The organism is Actinomycetota bacterium, assembly GCA_030019255.1.
Lineage (GTDB): Bacteria > Actinomycetota > Geothermincolia > Geothermincolales > RBG-13-55-18 > Solincola_A.
The window spans coordinates 41661-57719 of the sequence record JASEFK010000012.1 but is presented as its reverse complement, the minus strand read 5'-3'; the positions used below and the strand labels follow the sequence as shown (position 1 = coordinate 57719).

At 62.4% G+C, this 16059-nt stretch carries 19 protein-coding genes; 1 reads left to right on the top strand and 18 read right to left on the bottom strand.

Annotated features, from left to right (window positions below; genetic code table 11):
• Nucleotides 1-121: 121 nt before the first annotated feature.
• The 5 genes from QME84_10275 to QME84_10255 form a co-directional block, all read right to left on the bottom strand.
• On the bottom strand, nt 122-889 hold the full coding sequence (locus QME84_10275; protein ID MDI6874650.1) for a glycerophosphodiester phosphodiesterase: 768 nt from the start codon (nt 887-889) through the stop codon (nt 122-124).
• An 18-nt stretch (nt 890-907) separates the two neighbouring features.
• Nucleotides 908-1087, bottom strand: coding sequence for a hypothetical protein (locus QME84_10270; GenBank protein ID MDI6874649.1), 180 nt, complete (start codon nt 1085-1087; stop codon nt 908-910).
• 279 nt (nt 1088-1366) lie between these two features.
• A complete protein-coding gene (locus QME84_10265; GenBank protein MDI6874648.1) occupies nt 1367-1909 on the bottom strand; it encodes a signal peptidase I in 543 nt (180 codons plus the stop codon).
• Between the two features lie 458 nt (nt 1910-2367).
• A complete protein-coding gene (locus tag QME84_10260) occupies nt 2368-2577 on the bottom strand; it encodes a DUF1858 domain-containing protein (protein MDI6874647.1) in 210 nt (69 codons plus the stop codon).
• Nucleotides 2578-2671: 94 nt separating this feature from the next.
• Entirely contained in the window at nt 2672-2968 is a 297-nt protein-coding gene (locus QME84_10255) for a hypothetical protein (protein MDI6874646.1), read from the bottom strand.
• Between the two features lie 90 nt (nt 2969-3058).
• Here QME84_10255 and QME84_10250 point away from each other — a divergent pair, with 90 nt between their 5' ends.
• Nucleotides 3059-3757 (top strand): helix-turn-helix domain-containing protein, encoded by a 699-nt coding sequence (locus QME84_10250; GenBank protein MDI6874645.1) that lies wholly within the window; start codon nt 3059-3061, stop codon nt 3755-3757.
• On the opposite strand, the gene QME84_10245 is transcribed toward QME84_10250, so the two are convergent.
• The 13 genes from QME84_10245 to QME84_10185 form a co-directional block, all read right to left on the bottom strand.
• The gene (locus tag QME84_10245) at nt 3720-4136 is read right to left on the bottom strand and encodes a hypothetical protein (GenBank protein MDI6874644.1); all 417 of its coding nucleotides are present in this window, start codon (nt 4134-4136) and stop codon (nt 3720-3722) included. The genes QME84_10250 and QME84_10245 overlap by 38 nt on opposite strands.
• 114 nt (nt 4137-4250) lie before the next feature.
• A complete protein-coding gene (locus QME84_10240; GenBank protein ID MDI6874643.1) occupies nt 4251-5291 on the bottom strand; it encodes a septal ring lytic transglycosylase RlpA family protein in 1041 nt (346 codons plus the stop codon).
• Nucleotides 5292-5382: 91 nt separating this feature from the next.
• Nucleotides 5383-6435, bottom strand: a complete 1053-nt coding sequence (locus tag QME84_10235; protein ID MDI6874642.1) for an NAD-binding protein — start codon at nt 6433-6435, stop codon at nt 5383-5385.
• 189 nt (nt 6436-6624) lie between these two features.
• Entirely contained in the window at nt 6625-7095 is a 471-nt protein-coding gene (locus tag QME84_10230) for a bifunctional nuclease family protein (GenBank protein ID MDI6874641.1), read from the bottom strand.
• 243 nt (nt 7096-7338) lie between these two features.
• Complete coding sequence (gene hpt, locus QME84_10225; protein ID MDI6874640.1) at nt 7339-7881, bottom strand: hypoxanthine phosphoribosyltransferase; 543 nt, start codon at nt 7879-7881, stop codon at nt 7339-7341.
• Nucleotides 7882-7908: 27 nt separating this feature from the next.
• Nucleotides 7909-9162 (bottom strand): D-alanyl-D-alanine carboxypeptidase family protein, encoded by a 1254-nt coding sequence (locus tag QME84_10220; protein ID MDI6874639.1) that lies wholly within the window; start codon nt 9160-9162, stop codon nt 7909-7911.
• Between the two features lie 400 nt (nt 9163-9562).
• Entirely contained in the window at nt 9563-11371 is a 1809-nt protein-coding gene (gene mgtE, locus QME84_10215) for a magnesium transporter (protein ID MDI6874638.1), read from the bottom strand.
• A 114-nt stretch (nt 11372-11485) separates the two neighbouring features.
• A complete protein-coding gene (locus QME84_10210; protein MDI6874637.1) occupies nt 11486-12019 on the bottom strand; it encodes a Mut7-C RNAse domain-containing protein in 534 nt (177 codons plus the stop codon).
• A gap of 1 nt (nt 12020) precedes the next feature.
• Entirely contained in the window at nt 12021-12752 is a 732-nt protein-coding gene (locus QME84_10205) for a MerR family transcriptional regulator (protein ID MDI6874636.1), read from the bottom strand.
• Nucleotides 12753-12794: 42 nt separating this feature from the next.
• Nucleotides 12795-13265, bottom strand: coding sequence for an FHA domain-containing protein (locus tag QME84_10200; protein ID MDI6874635.1), 471 nt, complete (start codon nt 13263-13265; stop codon nt 12795-12797).
• Between the two features lie 241 nt (nt 13266-13506).
• On the bottom strand, nt 13507-13815 hold the full coding sequence (locus QME84_10195) for a hypothetical protein (GenBank protein ID MDI6874634.1): 309 nt from the start codon (nt 13813-13815) through the stop codon (nt 13507-13509).
• A 92-nt stretch (nt 13816-13907) separates the two neighbouring features.
• Nucleotides 13908-14789, bottom strand: a complete 882-nt coding sequence (locus QME84_10190; GenBank protein ID MDI6874633.1) for a lipoate--protein ligase family protein — start codon at nt 14787-14789, stop codon at nt 13908-13910.
• 92 nt (nt 14790-14881) lie between these two features.
• On the bottom strand, nt 14882-16051 hold the full coding sequence (locus QME84_10185) for a nicotinate phosphoribosyltransferase (GenBank protein MDI6874632.1): 1170 nt from the start codon (nt 16049-16051) through the stop codon (nt 14882-14884).
• Nucleotides 16052-16059: the final 8 nt, after the last annotated feature.

The window sequence follows — 16059 nt, the reverse complement described above, 5'->3', positions numbered from 1 at the left end:
CCCGGAAAGCAGCTGGCCACCCCGGTCGGCTGCTTCCACCTTTAACGGGAGAAATACACCATTCCCCTTCCCGGCAAATGCCCTGCCGGTGAGCTTCTCAGTTCTCTTCGGAGGCTCAACCCTAGGAGGACTCCAGCCCCTCAAGGGAAGCTCTTATCGTCGGGAACGGAACCCTGACGGCACTGAATTTCTCTTCCAGGAAGGACCGCAGCTTGGAATAGTCGTCGGTTATGACCCCGTCCACCCCCCACTCGAGCAGAGACCGAAGGGCGGAGGTGGTGTTAACCGTCCAGGTTATGACCCGCAGGCCTTCCCGTTGCGCCGCGGTCACCAGTTCCCGGTCCACCCCCAGGTAAAGGGGGAGGATGACCGACGCCCCACATTCTCGTGCCTTCCTGAACAGGCGATCCTTCACCGGCTCGTATTGGTCCAGAAGCCCCAGCGGGGCCCGGTATCCCGTGCGGCGGAAGGCGGAGAGGAAAGCGGCATCGAAGGAACTCACCAGGGGAGGGTCCGGGAAAAGGAATTCGCGGAGCATCTCGGCCAGGACGTCTGGGTCGCACCTCTTGATTTCCAGGTTCAGGGAGATACGGCCCGCGGCCACCTCGAGGTACTCCCGCAGGGTGGGTACCTCCGGGGCAGCGTCCCTCAGTTCGGCTGCGGACATGCGGCTGATAAGGCGCAATCCCAGGAAGGGCCCGTGGTGGATAACGGGAACGCCCTCCCTGGTCATGCGCACGTCGGTCTCCACCATCTCCACCCCGAAGTCCAGCGCCGCACGCAGCGCCTCCAGGGTGTTCTCCGGGCCGAATCCCCCGCCTCCCCGGTGGCTTACCAGCAGGAAATCGCGTTCCTCCCGCCGCACTCCCAGGTCAATCTCGATCTTCATCCCCGCCTCTTAACCTTCTCACTTGCCCACCCCGAAGTCCAGCGCCGCGCGCAGCGCCTCTTGAGTGTTCTCCGGGCCGAATCCCCCGCCTCCCCGGTGGCTTACCAGCAGGAGCCCCCGTTCCGTGCCATTCGTGCCGTCGACGACCGTATCCTCATTCCCCTCCTTCCGCTCCCTTAAGTCATCGGCCTTCGGCATCCCGTCCCTTACCGTGGAAGAAAAAGGAGGGCTGTTGCCTCGGCCCCTGAGGATAGGTTGAACGAGTCCTGAAGCTTTCGGGTGCCGTGATCCATCCCCGCTTCCTGCCCGGTTTCCAAGACTTCAATTGATGAGAAGCGAGTTCCGAGCGCATGCAGGGGCTTCGTGGAACGTGGAAAGGCAAGGAAGCGTGCGTCCGTTGTCCAGTTGGTTTGAGCGACGGTATATCGACGGACCACTGGAGGCAGCGGGTCCGAGACTGCCTGCCCGCTTTCAGGGTTATGCCTTCAAGATGGGAAAGAGCAGGAAGCTCCCGCCCTCCCCCACCTTCTCCTTGTATCTCTGGACCAGTAGGTAGAGCAGGAGGACGGCGAAGAGCATGATCACGCAAAGAAGGAACCCCCGAGGAGAGCGGAGGAATTCCAGGAAGGCGCCGCCCATGGGTATCACCAATCTCACCTTTCCGGAGATGCGGTTTACCGGCACCGGCTGGGGATCGGGCACCGGGTTGGCGTCCCCCTTGGTGATGGCGTAAAGGCGGCCTTCCCTTTCCTCCAGGGATACGACGCGGTGGACGATACTATAATCTTCCTGCTCAGGGTCGGGGAATATCACCACGTCCCCCCGTCTGATCTCCTCCGGATCGACGGGCATCGCCAGCACGGCGTCGCGGTCCTCGATGTATGGAGACATGGAGTTTCCCTGCACTATGTTCAAGGGGGAGAAAAGCCCCTGGGCGATGATCAGGAAATTGGCCGCCAGTGCCAAGGCCACCAGACCCATGACCGCCGTCTCCAGTGCCCAGGACAACAGCTTGCTCAACGTTAACCTCATCTTCCACCTCACCTCTCTCCCCTGCTCCCTCGAACCCGGGAGGCGTTCCGCCTCCGTCCCTGTCGCTTTCCGTTCTCCCCTAACCTGCTCGCGAAGGGGAAGCGAAAATCGCAGGGTATCCGGTATTGCGGGCAAGATTTTGCGCTCATCTACTTTCTCGTGACTTCTGGGGACGCTACGCATAGGCCGTTGGTATTAATGAAGGGTGCCGGAAGGTCGATGTGCGTTCTCGAGCGCGGGGCAGAGGCTGACGTCGACGAGAGTCCCGTTGAGGGCCGCCATTACATGCCGAGGTGCCCAGGGATTTTAAAGGCCCGCCTCTTGAGAGACGCTTTCGGGAGACCGCCCAGGGTAAGATTGAGGTATTGGAAGGCCCGGCGCGGGGTTCAGCATTTAAGAAAAAGCCTCCGGCGTGAGCCGGAGGCGGCGTCCACCTGAAGGTGTCCTTACTGTTGGTTCTTCTCCGCGACCTTGGCGTTGAGGTCCCGGATGAGGGCGTCTACGTCTATGCCGTGGGCCAGGGCTCCCTGCTCGATGTTCTCGAAGCGGGCCACGGCACAGCCGATGCAGTGCAGGCCGTGCTCGAGGAAGACCCGGATGGTTTCCGGGTTCTTCTCCACCACTTCCTGTATGGTCATGTGCTTGTCGATGGTCATTTCCCCTACCTCCTTGGTCGTAACTCCTGGCATTAGTTTACCCGCAGACGCACCTTTTCCGCCAGACCGTTTTCGAGCGGCGGTATGATGCCGGTCATGAATCACTCTCCAGCTGCAGGTGCAGGTCCAGGAGGTCGTCCCAGGTCAGCGGGGGTGAGGCCGCCTCCCGCTTGCACTCGATGGGCTCGGGGAGCAGTATGGACTGAAACCCGTTCATGTGCATGAAATCCACGAAACGGGGATCCGCGGGATAGGCCTGTACGTCCCCGCAGGTGGGACAGAAGAAGGAATAGAAGATGCCGTCCCCGTCCCCGTGCTCCACCAGCATGATGTCCTCAAGGGCCAGGGTGATTTCCCCGCACCTCCAGCACCGAGACTTAACTCTCAGCATTTTCCCCTCCTTAATATAAATACTATATATACTGTATTTATATACAATGATATAATTATGCTGTCAAGAAGCGGGAAGAAAAGAGGAAAGATGCTCGACTACGGGGAGAGGCTGGGTCAGCTGTCCGCGGCCATGGCGGATTCCACCCGCCGGCGGATATTCGAATACCTTCGGGAGAGCGACTCTCCCCTCTCCGCGCGCCAGGTGGCGGAGCACTTCGGGCTGCACGTGAACGCGGCCCGGATCCACCTGGAGAAGCTAGCCGGGAGCGGGCTGGTGCGCGTCATACGCCGCCGCGGGGACCTGGGCGGCAGGCCCGCATACCATTACCAGGTGGATGAGGGCGGAGACGAGCTCCATTTTCCACCCCGTCAGTACCGGCTGCTGGCGGAGATCCTGGCTGGAGCGGTGTCCCGGATGAGCAGCCGTTCCCGTCTCGCGGTCCTGGAGGAGGCCCGGCATCGTGGCCGCATGGAGGCTGCGGCAGAGGCCTCTCCCCTGCTGCGCGTGCGGGGGCAGGACGCGCGGTCCTTGGCGGGCGCCTGGGACGAGGACCTGGGAAGCAGGGGCCTGAGGAGGCGTACCCGGGTCACGGAGGAAGGCTGCGTGAAGACGGTATTTCTAAGCTGTCCCTTCGGGGAGCTGCCCCGAACGGTGGGGGAACTGGTATGTGACGTTCACGCCGCCCTGGAGGAGGGACGCATCGGTCTAGCCGGGGAATGGCGTCTGAACCGCGAGGAAGGCTGCGCGTTCACGGCCCGTCCTCCGGGGGGCGCTCCTCGGGGATAGCGTCCTCCTCCTCCTCTCCCTCGACACCGCCCAGGTTGATGTGATACTTGAAGAGCAGATGCTCGAAGTCCTTCCGGTACAGTATCTTGCACTTCACCTCGGGGTAGAGCTCCATCAACCTCCGTATCTTGCGGTTTTTCTTCGTCACCAGCTTCTGGTTCATGGTGGTGATCTCTATGTAGAGGTCGAACTCCGGAAGGTAGAAGTCGGGGGTGAACTTGGAGACTGGGTTACCCTTCTTGTCCCAGGCGATGTCGAAGCTTACCGGCTCGTAGAGCCATTTTATGTCGTAGAAATCCAGCAGCCTGGCGAATTCCTGTTCGCTCCGGTGGGCGAACCTGACCTCGTCCCAGCGAGGATACCTCTCTCTCTCGGCCATCGGCTCCTCCGCCGCAAGCGGGTTCCGGAAGACCGGTACCGTGATCACCGGAAATTTCCTTCGCCGTCCGCCGGCCCCGGTCCTTCCCCCTGCGGGAAGCAAGGGCGATCCTTTTCAGCCCCCGCGCGGAACGAGGATCTCGAACTCCGTCCACTTCACCCCTCTCAGGCCGATGCTCTGGGCCGCGGCCCAGGAGAGGTCCAGCACGCGGCCGGGCACGAAGGGCCCTCGATTGTTGACCTGCACGATGACCTGCTTCCCCTGGTAGGTAACCAGCAGCCAGGTGCCGAAGGGGAGGGTGCGGTGGGCGCAGGTGTAGTCGTACATGTTGTATATGACCCCACTGCTGGTTGGCTTGCCGTGCCACTCGGGCCCGTAGAAGGTGGTGTAGCCGGAAAACACGATTCCCGTGCGCTCGAAGTCCGAGAGCGCTGGCATGACGGGGACGCGGTCCAGCAGTTTTCCGGGGGGCGGCAGCGTCCATGTCGAGGGGGCGGAAGTAGGGGCGGGGGTGGGATTGGCGGCCCTCGCGCTGCGGAGCTCCCGGAGGCGGGCGTTAATATCGCTCAAGCGGGATTCCAGTTCCTGGATGCGCCGCTCCATAACTTCCGCGTCCAGGGCCTCGGCCAGCCTTTTCCTCCGTTCCCGGTATTCCCGCAGGTCCCGCTCCTTTACCTGACACCTGGATAACTTGTCCTTGAGATCCCTTAGGTCCTGGAGGTGAAGGCCGGCCATGCGGTCCAGGTATTCCACGTCCCGCCACATCTCATCCAGCTCCCGCGACTCGAGGATGACCTCGAGCTCGCTCAAATCCCCCTGCATGTAGAGGCGCCGCAGGGATTCCCGGTAGGCTTCACGGGCCCGGGAGAGTTCCAGCTCCAGGGTGGCCATCTCTTCCTGGTTGGCGGCGATAACCCGGTCGAGGTTCTCCAGTTCCGCCCGGAGGGCGTCCCCCTCCCTCAGGGCCGCGTCCCGCCTGGCCCTGAGGTCCAGGATCTGGTAGGTGAGCCGGTTAGCCTCCTGGGACAGGGAGGCCTCCTCGTTCTGGGCCCGGGCTACGGAAGGCACGGTAAGTGTCATGCAGCAGGCCAGGACCCCTGCCGCCAGGACGGCCAGGGCTTTTCCGGCCGGCATGAAGCGTGATCCGCGCCTCATTCGCATATTGAAACCTCCGGTAAAGCTTCGCGTTTTATGATAACAGAAAGTGGAGGTTAAGGTTCCTTCCGCCGGGCAAGGGCGGTGGGTGTCAGGTATAGCGCCCTCCCTGCATCCAGGACTTGGAAGTGGCGATCTCCTCCAGCTTGGCCAGCTGTTCCACGGTCCCGATGGCTATGATGCAGTCCCCGGCGTCCAGGCGGGTCTCCTTGGAGGGTTTGGTGTCGAAGCTCATCCCCCTCTTCTTGACCGCCAGCACCAGGGCCCCGGATATGGAGTATATCCTTGCCTCCTCTATGGTCTTCCCGTCCAGGTAGGAATTGGGCTGTATCTCCACGTCGTCGATCCGCCACTCCAGGTTCTCGATGTTGAACTGAATGTACTGTCCCTTGGTGGCCAGGTCCAGGTAATCCCACACCATAGGCTTGAGGAGCATGGCTGCCATGCGCCGTCCGCCGATGGAATGGGGGGAGATCACCCGGTCGGCTCCCGCCCGCCGCAGCTTGGACTCCGATTCCTCAACGTCACAGCGGCTGACGATGAAGAGGTGGGGGCAGAGCTCGCGGGCGGTGAGGGTGATGTAGAGGTTCTCCGCGTCGCTGTTCAGCGCGGTGACCAGACCCTTGGCCTTCTCGATCCCCGCCTCCCGCAGGGCTTCCTCGGTGGTGGCGTCGGCCCTGACCACCAGGTATCCGCGGTTGACTGCCTTCTCCGCGGCGGCGGGGTCCTTCTCGATGATCACGAACTTGGCCTTGGCGTCCCTGAGATCCTCGGCGACGCGCTGCCCCACCCTGCCGTACCCGCACAGTATATAGTGACCTACGAGGCTCTCTATCTCCCGGCGCATCTTCCTCCTTCCCATCAGTCCCGATAGGCTGTTCTCTATCATGAATTCTACCCCACTGACCAGCGTGTATCCCACCGTTCCCACACCGGCGATGACCAGGAAGATGGTGAAGATGCGGCCGTTGGTGCTCAGGATGAAGGTCTCGCCGTAGCCGATGGTGGTCACGGTGATGATCACCATGTACAGGGAATCGAGGAAATTCTGCTTCTCGATAAGCATGTACCCCAGGGTCCCGATGAGGATGATGATCACCAGGAGGATGACCGCTTTCTCCAGGGCTTTCAGTCTGTCCAGCATGGATTAGCCTTGCTCCCCTCTCCTCATGCTACCTGGTTAAAATTGTAAATCAACGCCTGCCGGAAGGCCAATCGCCGGAGGGTCATCCCTCGAGGGGCTCGCGGGCAGGAGCTCCGTTGCGAGCCACGTGGACTTCAAAGTGTGGATGGGATTGGGCGAAGGCATCCGGTTCCCGATCGAGGGTCCCGCCTACATGAAGTCCTCGGGCTTCACGTCCTTGAGGAAGTCGCGGAACCTCTCGATCTCCTCTTCCTCGTCGGTCTTGATGAACACGCTGGCCTCGTTGAGTACGTGCTCGTCGGAATAGATGGAAACCCCCGTGCGCACGGCGAGGGCGATGGCATCGCTGGGGCGGGCGTCGATCTTGAACGACTTTCCCTCGTATATCAGGTTGATGTCTGCGTAGAAGGTGCCCTCCCGTAGGTCGGAAATGACTACGTCCTTCATGACGATGCCCAGCTGGTCGAGGATGTTCTTCATCAGGTCGTGGGTCATAGGCCGGGCGGTCTCTATTCCCTGCAGGGCGAAGGCGATGGCCGTGGCCTCGAAGGCACCGATCCAGATGGGAAGGTAGCGGTCCCCCATCCTCTCCTTGAGGAGTACGATGGGCTGGTTGGCCGGAAGCTCCACTCTCACGCCTATTAGGGTCAGTTCCACCATGGCCCTCACATCCTTGCGCCTTACATGGTAAAACTATATTACCACCTTGCGGCTGTCAAACGACCTCCCTCCACCGCCCCAGGTGCGTGGTCCATATAATATAATAACCCATCCGCGGTGGAATCCGTTTTCCGCGCGCCGCAATCTCCCAACCCTTTGAAGGGTCCCGGCTCTATTATCGTTTTAGGGGTGAAATGTTTGACATATCGATTTATGGCCCTCAACCCATCCCCGCGCCCGGGCCTACCCGCCCCTGAGTAAGTGCACGTGGGGAAGGTTCCTCCACTTCTGGTTGTAATCCAGTCCGTAACCAACCACAAACTCCTCCCCTACCTCGAAGCAGCGGTAACGGATCTCCACGGGGACTATGCGCTTCACCGCACGGTCCAGGAAGGTGCAGACCCTCACCGATTCCGGTCCGCGGGCCTCGAGGTTGCGAAGGATGTAGCTGAGGGTCAGCCCGGTGTCCACGATGTCCTCTACCACCAGCACATCCCTGCCCCGGATACTTTCCGAGAGGTCCTTGAGGATGCGGACGCCGGCCGAGGTCCTGCGATCCCCGTACCCGGAGATGGCCAGGAAGTCCACTACCACGGGAATCTCCAGGCACCGCACCAGGTCGGCGAGGAAGATGAAGCCACCCTTGAGCACGCTGACCAAGACAACGTCCCTGCCGGGTTCCTCGCGCGCCAGGTAGTCCCGGTTGATCTCCGCGCTCACTTCCTTGACCCGCGCGGCGATGGCGTCCGCCGTGAAAAGCACCGGTCCCAGGGTCACGCCATCCATGTTCTCAACCCGCCTCGAAAGGCAGCTTTAGACGCCGGGCAATAGCCATCTGAGCCACCTCCACCACACTTTGAGGACGGCCCACAGAAAGGCGAAGAGGCGGAACAGCGGGTTGGGAGGGCGGCAATCCTTCGGGCTCACCAGGACGGCCGTCCGCTTGCCGGGATTTCCCTCCCCCACCCTGAGCTCTCCCACCTCCCGGCCTTTCTCCACCGGGTAGGATACCCATTCAACGCAGCTGACTTCGGCGGTAAAGAAATTTTGCAGCCGGTCCTTGCGCACGGTGAAGGCGATGTCCTCGCGAGCCACGGCATCCACTTTCTTCCTGGGAAAATCTCCCACCTCCACCTCGGAAAGAGGCTGTCCTGCGTAAGCGTATTCCACCCTGGCGAAGTCCTGGAACCCATGGTCCATGAGCTGCACGGCCTGGTCCCAGTAACTATCCCCTCCGTTAAGGATCACGGAGATGAGCTCCCGGCCATCCTTCGCCGCCGAGGCTACCAGGCACTTTCCGGCTCCCTCCGTGTACCCGGTCTTGATGCCCGTGGCGTAGGGGTAGAGCTTCAGGAACTTGTTGTGATTGACCATGACCCGGTTGTAAGGGTGCCCGGGCCAGGGTATCTGGTAACCGTCGGAGATCACCAGCTCCCGGAAGACCGGGTTGCGCATGGCGTAAGCGGCTATCCGGGCCAGGTCGCGGGCGGTGGTGTAATGGCCCCTCTGGTCCAGTCCGTGAGGGTTGGCGAAACGGGTATGCTCGGCCCCCAGTTCGACGGCTTTCCGGTTCATCATCTCCACGAAGGCCTCCACGGAACCCGCCACGTGTTCCGCAAGGGCCACGGCGGAGTCGTTTGCCGACTGCACCATCAGGGCATGAAGGAGCTGTTCCACGGTGAGGACTTCCCCCTTCTCCAGCCAGGCCGAGGACTCGCCCGTGGAACTGGCTCTCTCGCTGACGACCACCTTCTCGTCCAGGGAAGCGTTCTCCAGGGTGATCACGGCGGTCATGATCTTGGTGGTGGAGGCCATGGGCAGCTCCAGGTCGGCGTTCTTCTCCCAGAGTATCTCACCGCTCTCCGCCTCCATGAGTACGGCGGCCCTGGCAGGGATGTCCGGTTCGCTGATGCCTCCGGGCACGTATTGCTCGCGCAGGTCCTCCAGGTTGGACGCCGGCAGCTCAAAGACCCGGGCCCTCCCCTCCTCTCCCCTCCCCACCCAGGCGGTGGTTGCGCCGGCGACGAGCAGGATCGCCAAGAGGAGGAGAAGCACCCGGGGTAACATGCACCTCACCGGGCTCCGGGATTTCCTCAGCATACGGCGCCGTTTCCGGCGGAGCTCGCGTATTCTCTTGCGGGCCTGGCGACGCCGCTCGCGAGGGTCCGGAGCCTCGGTACGTGGAGGCCTTCCCGGTCGAGAGCGCCGGCCTACCCCTTCGTGTTCGTATCCCTCCATCATTAAGAGGAGTTTATCAGATGATGGTTTGGGGTTCACCGGTGAGCAGCCCAACAATGGAGAGGTGGTGCCTTTCTTGCGTAGTTTTTTAATCGTTTCGCCAAGATTCGCCAGGATGATAGTGCGATTCCTCGAGCCTCTTCCGCCACGTAGGGGCCAACAGAGACATTTCAGCGTCCCTGCCTCATCGAGGTCCCGGTTTTTACGAGGAGAAAAGGACATGAAGGGGTCAAGACGCGCGTCCGGAAAGCAGGACCACCGCCAGGCCCAGGTAGATGACCAAGGTGGTAAGTCCCATGAGAAGCCCGGAAAGGCGGGCCTGGGCGAAATGAAGCTCCCCCGGAACGCGCTGCGATATGAGGGTGAAAATCATACCCAGCATGCCGCCCAGGGGGATGGAGGCCAGCAGGGTGAAACCGAGGACCAGGCCCAGGCGCAGATATCCCTCCCAGAGGAAGGCGGCCGCCCCTCCCAGGAGGGCAAGGCCGCAGGAGATGAGGAAGACCAGGCGGAATTCCCTCCAGGCCAGCCTGATGACCTCCCCGGCGGAAACCTCGCCGCCGCCCAACCGCTCCAGGATGACCGCCTGGGATACGAGTCCCACATCCTGGGCCGCCCTCAGGACCAGGGGAAGGAAAAAAGCCAGGGTCACAAGGGGGATCGGCCGGGCCTCGAAGAGCATCAGCACCAGGGCGCAGAGGCAGCCCCCCAGGAGGGTAACGGCGAGGGATGGGAGCCGGCTGCGCAGGGAGGTGGTAAGGCCGGCCTCCGCCAGCTCCAAACCTCCTAGGTGGGAAAGGTCCTCCATGACCTCCTCGCGCATGACGTCTATCACGTCATCCACGGTGATTATTCCCTTGAGCACGTTTTCGTCGTCCACCACCGGCAGGGCCAGCAGGTTGTAACGGGCCATCACCTCGGCCACTGCCTCCTGGTCGTCGTCCACGTTCACGGAGATGACGTCGCGGCGCATGAACTCCTCCACCCTTTCCCCCGGATCCACAGTCAGAAGATCGCGCAGGGAGACCACCCCCTTGAGCCGCCCCTCGTCGTCCACCACGTAGACGTAGTACAAGGTTTCCGCATCCGGGGCCCTCCGGCGTAAAAAGTCGATGCATTCCCCGGCGGTGTAGGAGCTGAGCACGGCCAGAAATTCCGGGGTCATCTTTCCCCCAGCCGTGTCCTCGGCGTAACCCAGTAGCTCCCGGATGAGCTTCGCCTCCCTCACGCCCATCATGTTCAGGAGGCGTTCCACCTTGTCTCGGGGAAGGTTGCCTAAAATGTCCGCGGCCTCGTCGGGGGGCATAATCTCCAGGAGGTTGGAGGCCCTGGTCTCCGCGAGGCCCTCGATGACCTCCGCCTGCATTTCCGGTTCTACCTCGGAAAGGGACTGAGCGGCGGTGAAGGCGTCCAGGATGTCGAGGAGCCGTCCGCGCTGGCTCGCGTCAAGCTGCTCCAGGATGTCGGCGAGGTCCGTGGGGTGCATCTCGCTGAGCTGGGACTGGGTGACGGTCAGCCTCAGGCCGGCCTGGCTCACCTCCAGGGGAGCCACGAAGCTCCAGGGTATGGTCCTCTCCGGGAGGTCGATGCCCAGCCTGGCCGCGGCACGAGCCATCCTCTCCAGGCCCAGGCGGCGCAGCAGCGCCCTCTGGCTCACATCCACGCCGGTGAGGGTGAGGTGAGAATTGGACTCCGCGAGGCGGAGGTCGTTCACCCGGACCACCTTGTACCCGTTGAGGTCCACGATCTGCCGGTCTAGCAGGTTGCGGCCCAACCACAGCCCCTCCGCCTGGATGTCGCTCTTCCACACCGCGTCCCGCTCGCGCGTCAGGGTCACCCCGTCACGACCCACGGAGGACACCCATTCCCAGGGCACGGCCGCCGTCTCCCGGCGCCCCCTCCTGGTGCGATAGACCAGAAGGTACTCGCTGCGCGGAAGCCCGTGGCCCACCCTGAAGGCGATGTCCTGGACCTTACCCACCGGCCGACCGTGTGTATCCAGAACCTTCTTTTCCTGCAGCTCGGAGAAGAAGAACATGAAAGAACCCCCTTCCGGACACGGGTAAAATTGTATTGCCCGCCGCACGGGGCGTCAACGCGGCGATATCAGAGGAGGGTTCTCTCCTCTATGTGGAGATCTCCCCAAAACCACTTATCCTTCACGCGAACGGGAACCTGCGCCGGGCCCGCGGGGCGGCAGACCCGAGGCGCAGTGGGACATGGAGATACGCCGGCGAAACCTCTCCAGGTGGCTGCCCTCCCATAACACGTGATTGCAGCTGCGGCAGTACATGAAGCGCGAATGGACGGCATAGGTGTAAGGTGGGACCAGATGGCGGGCCTCGAAGGCGTCGAGGTGTTCCAGGGTCCGATTACAGGATGCGCAGCGCGGCGGGCCGGGGCATTGCAGCCATCCCTCGGCAGCCAGCTGCGCGACCTGTTGGGTCACCACCTGGGAGCGGAGTATAACCACCCTGGGATTGCCCCCCGCGGGCCCGAGGCGTTCCAGGATCCCCTGGTCCCGGGTCAGCAGCACGCGTCCCTCGTTCTGAGCCATGGCCACCAGTCCGGCGTCCGCGCAGGGGTCGGGGTAGGAAACGTCGTGGCCCAGGAGGCGGAGATAGCGGGCCAGCCGTCCCAACATGCGGTCGGCCAGGAAACGGTGAGGTGGCCGTGGGGTGGTCAATTCAGAAGGGTATGGGTTGGTTGTACTGCCGGAAGTATTCCTTCACCCGGTTCTTGAGTAGCTGGTCCTTCAGCTCCCGTGACAGGTTCACCAGCTGCAGGAGGATGTCCAGGGCGCGCCTCCGGGCCTCGGGGTCCTTGGACTTCAGGGAGGGCAGGATGATCTGCTCGAAGGCCATCACTTCCCGGTCGGTGAGGTTCTCATACATCCGCATGTGGCGCGGCTCCAGGCCGTAGCGCGAGAACTCCCTGGCTATGCGCAGGATCTTAACGTCCTCCCTTTCATAGTATGGTCCGTCGTCGCCCTTGTGGGAGCATATGAGCCCGTACTCCTCCAGGGTGTCGGCGAAGGAGAGGTCGATGTCCAGGGCCTGGGGAAGGTTTTCCCTCGGGAGGGTGGCGTCCTGATAAGCGGATATCTCCTCCCCCACCCTGAAGCCATCCGTCTCCCCCGTGGCCAGGTCTCCAGCGCGCATCCTGCCGCTTTCCAGCTCGTTGAGCTTCTCCCGAATCACCTTGAGGGGCAGGTACTTCTCCTTCTGGAGCTTGAGGATGAAGCGCAGGCGCTGGGCATCGGCTTGGCTGAACTTCCGGTAGCCCGACGGGGTCCTTTCCGGGCTCAGGAGGCCCTCGCTCTCCAGGAACCTTATCTTGGAGATAGTGAGATCGGGGAACTCCTGCTGTAGAAGCTTGAGGAGCTCGCCGATGCTCATCTTGTCCTTGGCCTGGCTCATCGTTCTACTCCTCGGGTACGGTGCCCCTCCCGGCTTCCTTCGTCAACCTTGCAGGAAAAGCAGCTTGAACTTGCCTATCTGTATCTCGTCGCCGCTGAAGAGAGGCGCGCTTTCTATGCGTTCGCGGTTGAGGTAGGTGCCGTTGAGGGATCCGGTGTCCGTGATGACGAAGGACTCCCCTTCCCTCCTGATCTCCGCGTGGCGCCTGCTCACGGTGATGTCGTCCAGGAAGATGTCGCTTTCCGGGTGCCTCCCGATGACGGTGACCTCGCCTTCCAGGGTGAAGTTCATGCCCGCGTCGGGCCCCTTCTTTATCACCAGCATGGCCGTTCCCTTGGCTGGGGCGCTCACCGGAGGGGTAATCTCCACGTTCTCCTCTTCGGCCTCGGGCTCGATGACCGGTATGCCCAGCGTCGCCTCCTCGGAGCAGGCCTTTTCCTCCAGGATCGCGCCGCAGCGGGAGCAATAGGAGCTGCCCTCGGCGTTCACGAAACCGCACTTCCTACAGAGCAAATCCACTACCTCCTCCCCTTCGCTCCTCTCGCCTCAGGGCCTCTCCCCCGCACTCCCGGAAGGTCGCAGTTCAAGGGTCCTATCCGTTTTTAATGATAATATTTCCCGCCGGATTTTTAAAGAAAAACTTTATGGTTAAGGTTTTCCAGGGTGAACTCCCCTCGCATGGGGTGCCGGAAGGATGCCCTTGGACATGCTGATGACCGCCGACCGGACTGACGGGGAAAGTTTATTAAAGGAATCAATCGAGGGTGGGGTCGTTGCGGCTCACACCTAGGGCCTCTCCGGCCAGTATCTCGCTGAGCCTCCGGATGTCATCGTCGTTGAAGAGGATGCGGCCCCTTCTCAGCCCTTCCTTCCTGCGCCTGACCAGCTCGGCACGGAGCAGGTCGATCTTCCCGTGCAGAATCCTTCTCTGGTAGGATATCCTCTTCTCTTCCCTGAGGAGCTCCTCCAGGATCTTGCGCAGTTCCTCGTCGCTCTTCGAGCTGTAGTCGATGTATGTCTCGTGTATGGGAACCGTCCCGGAATCCCGTTTTTCCTCTTCCATCCACAGCCCTCCTTCCGGCTACCCTAAGCTCATATTTTAACAGAAACCGGCGGGACTTCCAAAAACCCGCCTGTCCAGCGGTCGACGGACGTCTAGAAAATGTAAACCCCTGGTAGTCCGCTGGAAGTTCCCCTTCTTCCGGTCTGGAGGGAGGATGGAAGTTCCAGGCGGCGGGGGTTTCGCAGCCATTCCCCGGAGCGGTAGGAGGGTATCAGTGAGCGCCAGCGTTGTTCCTCCCCTGCCTCGAGTCCCCCTTCCCGCAGGCGAACGGCGAAGCTCTCCTCGAAACCCCGGCGGAAGCATTCCGCCACTTCCTCCCAGGATGCGTTCACGCCCAGCTCCTCGAGGGAGGCGCAGTTCCGCCGGTAATCCCGGAGGGAGGATAACCTCTCCTCCTCGCCCTCGAAGCGGAGGAGGCCGAAATGCAGTTCCGAGCGGTCTTTCAACAGAATCGAACCGTGCTGCAGCACCGCTCCGCCCCTCCTCAGCTGGGCGCTTCCGCATATCTTCCTGTCCCCGCACCTGAGATCGGCCTGGGTGGAAGCGGCGAAACAGGCCGCTCCGGAACGCGCGTAACGCGTTCCTCCCCCTACCCGTATGACGGGCTCCAGGCCCAGGAGGCGCAGGGCGGCCACGATACCCCTGCAGATAAGGGAATAGGTCTCCACTACTCCGGAGGGCAGAGGCATGCGCGAGGGGAGGACCAGGCTGTAGGTGAAATCGTCCAGGTGGAGTATGCTCCTTCCACCGGTGGGACGCCTAACCACCTCCACGCCGGAGGCCTCGCAGGCCTCCAGGTCCACATCTTCCAGTTTCTGGAATCGCCCTAATGAAAGGGCCGGCGGTACCCACCGCTGGAAGCGCAGGGTGGGCGGGAATGAAGGCCCCGTGGCGCACTCCAGCAGGGCCTGGTCCAGAGCCATGTGGGAGGCGCCGTCGTCAGCTTGACGGGGTATGAATCTCCAGGTCTCCAATTCCTCGCCCTTCCGTATGGTAAGCAAATGTTGAGGGAACATACCCCTTGAGCGCCGCGAATGAGGCGTGGGGTGTTACATGCCGCGTCGTCTCAGGAGGGCGCCTTCAACTCCCGCCCGGAGAGCTGTTCCAGCACGTAATTCCGTATCACCTGTGGAGCGGGCAGCTCCTCCACCAGTTTCCCGCCCTCCAGGAAGCGGCGCAGCGCCGGTTCCATCCGCTCCCCGCACCGGCAGTCCGGAGGCTCCGCTTCCCAGGGGGTCAGGCGGCTCTCCCGGCAGGAAGGGCACCTGAATACCTGCTTCTTTCCCGACATCTTCCCCCGCTTGGCCCGGGGTTTCCCGTCCACCTCCACGATATCCAGGGAGTAGTCCACCACCGGGGCGTTGGAGATGGAGGTCCCCACGCCGTAGGCGTCGGCGTAGGGGTTGTAACGGAGTATGTCGTACTCGTCCAGTCCCCCGCTCAGGAATATCTTCACCTTCTCGTAGCCCCGCAGGTCGAGCTCCCAGCGTACCTCGCGGATGATCTTGAGGAAATCGCCCCGACGCGAACTCGGCGTGTCCAGGCGCACGGCGAAGAGCCGTTCGCCCAGGGCCTCCGCGGCGGTGAGGGCGCCGAACTTCTCGTCCTGGTAGGTATCCACGAGGGCCACGCGGCGAATGTAGGCGTCGGCGGTGGCGTCGAAGGCTTGGAAGGCGCGCGCCTCGTCCCCCACGCACAGTAGCAGGGAGTGGGACATGGTGCCCAGGGGCTTCTCGCCGATGAGCTCCGCGCTGGCCACCACGGCCACCCCGTCACATCCCCCTATGAAGGCGTTCCTCTCAATCATGGGGGTGATGGCGGGATGCATGCGGCGGGCACCGAAGCTTATCACCATGCGTTCGCCGGCTGCCAGCCGGCAGCGGGCGGCCTTGGTGGCCACTCCCGAGGCTTGGCAAAGGAAGCCCAGGAGGGCCGTCTCCAGCACGGCGAAATCCTGGTACCTTCCCTCCACGATGAGGACCGTCTCCTCCGGCTGGAAGAGGGTCCCCTCGCGCATGGCGTAAACGTCCACGGGGCGACCCTCGAGAAGGCGCAGGGATTCCTCGAGTCCGGCGAAGACAGCCCATTCCCAGTCCTCGGGCAGACTTCCGGCCCGCACCTCCGCCGCCACGCGGGGGTTGAGGTCGAGGTACCGGAGGGCCTTGACCACGTTGGTGAAATAGACGTCGGTTACCCTGCCCCCCAGGATGTCCTCACTGGATGCGACGTGAAAAATCTTCCCCA

What these genes read in the sequence shown, in the direction of transcription:
- mgtE (MDI6874638.1), bottom strand. Translation starts at nt 11,371, where the DNA reads ATGTTCTTCTTCTCCGAGCTGCAGGAAAAGAAGGTTCTGGATACACAC.
- QME84_10250 (MDI6874645.1), top strand. Translation starts at nt 3,059, where the DNA reads ATGCTCGACTACGGGGAGAGGCTGGGTCAGCTGTCCGCGGCCATGGCG.
- QME84_10275 (MDI6874650.1), bottom strand. Translation starts at nt 889, where the DNA reads ATGAAGATCGAGATTGACCTGGGAGTGCGGCGGGAGGAACGCGATTTC.
- hpt (MDI6874640.1), bottom strand. Translation starts at nt 7,881, where the DNA reads ATGGATGGCGTGACCCTGGGACCGGTGCTTTTCACGGCGGACGCCATC.
- QME84_10240 (MDI6874643.1), bottom strand. Translation starts at nt 5,291, where the DNA reads ATGAGGCGCGGATCACGCTTCATGCCGGCCGGAAAAGCCCTGGCCGTC.
- QME84_10270 (MDI6874649.1), bottom strand. Translation starts at nt 1,087, where the DNA reads ATGCCGAAGGCCGATGACTTAAGGGAGCGGAAGGAGGGGAATGAGGAT.
- QME84_10255 (MDI6874646.1), bottom strand. Translation starts at nt 2,968, where the DNA reads ATGCTGAGAGTTAAGTCTCGGTGCTGGAGGTGCGGGGAAATCACCCTG.
- QME84_10260 (MDI6874647.1), bottom strand. Translation starts at nt 2,577, where the DNA reads ATGACCATCGACAAGCACATGACCATACAGGAAGTGGTGGAGAAGAAC.
- QME84_10230 (MDI6874641.1), bottom strand. Translation starts at nt 7,095, where the DNA reads ATGGTGGAACTGACCCTAATAGGCGTGAGAGTGGAGCTTCCGGCCAAC.
- QME84_10220 (MDI6874639.1), bottom strand. Translation starts at nt 9,162, where the DNA reads ATGTTACCCCGGGTGCTTCTCCTCCTCTTGGCGATCCTGCTCGTCGCC.
- QME84_10245 (MDI6874644.1), bottom strand. Translation starts at nt 4,136, where the DNA reads ATGGCCGAGAGAGAGAGGTATCCTCGCTGGGACGAGGTCAGGTTCGCC.
- QME84_10235 (MDI6874642.1), bottom strand. Translation starts at nt 6,435, where the DNA reads ATGCTGGACAGACTGAAAGCCCTGGAGAAAGCGGTCATCCTCCTGGTG.
- QME84_10205 (MDI6874636.1), bottom strand. Translation starts at nt 12,752, where the DNA reads ATGAGCCAGGCCAAGGACAAGATGAGCATCGGCGAGCTCCTCAAGCTT.
- QME84_10195 (MDI6874634.1), bottom strand. Translation starts at nt 13,815, where the DNA reads ATGGAAGAGGAAAAACGGGATTCCGGGACGGTTCCCATACACGAGACA.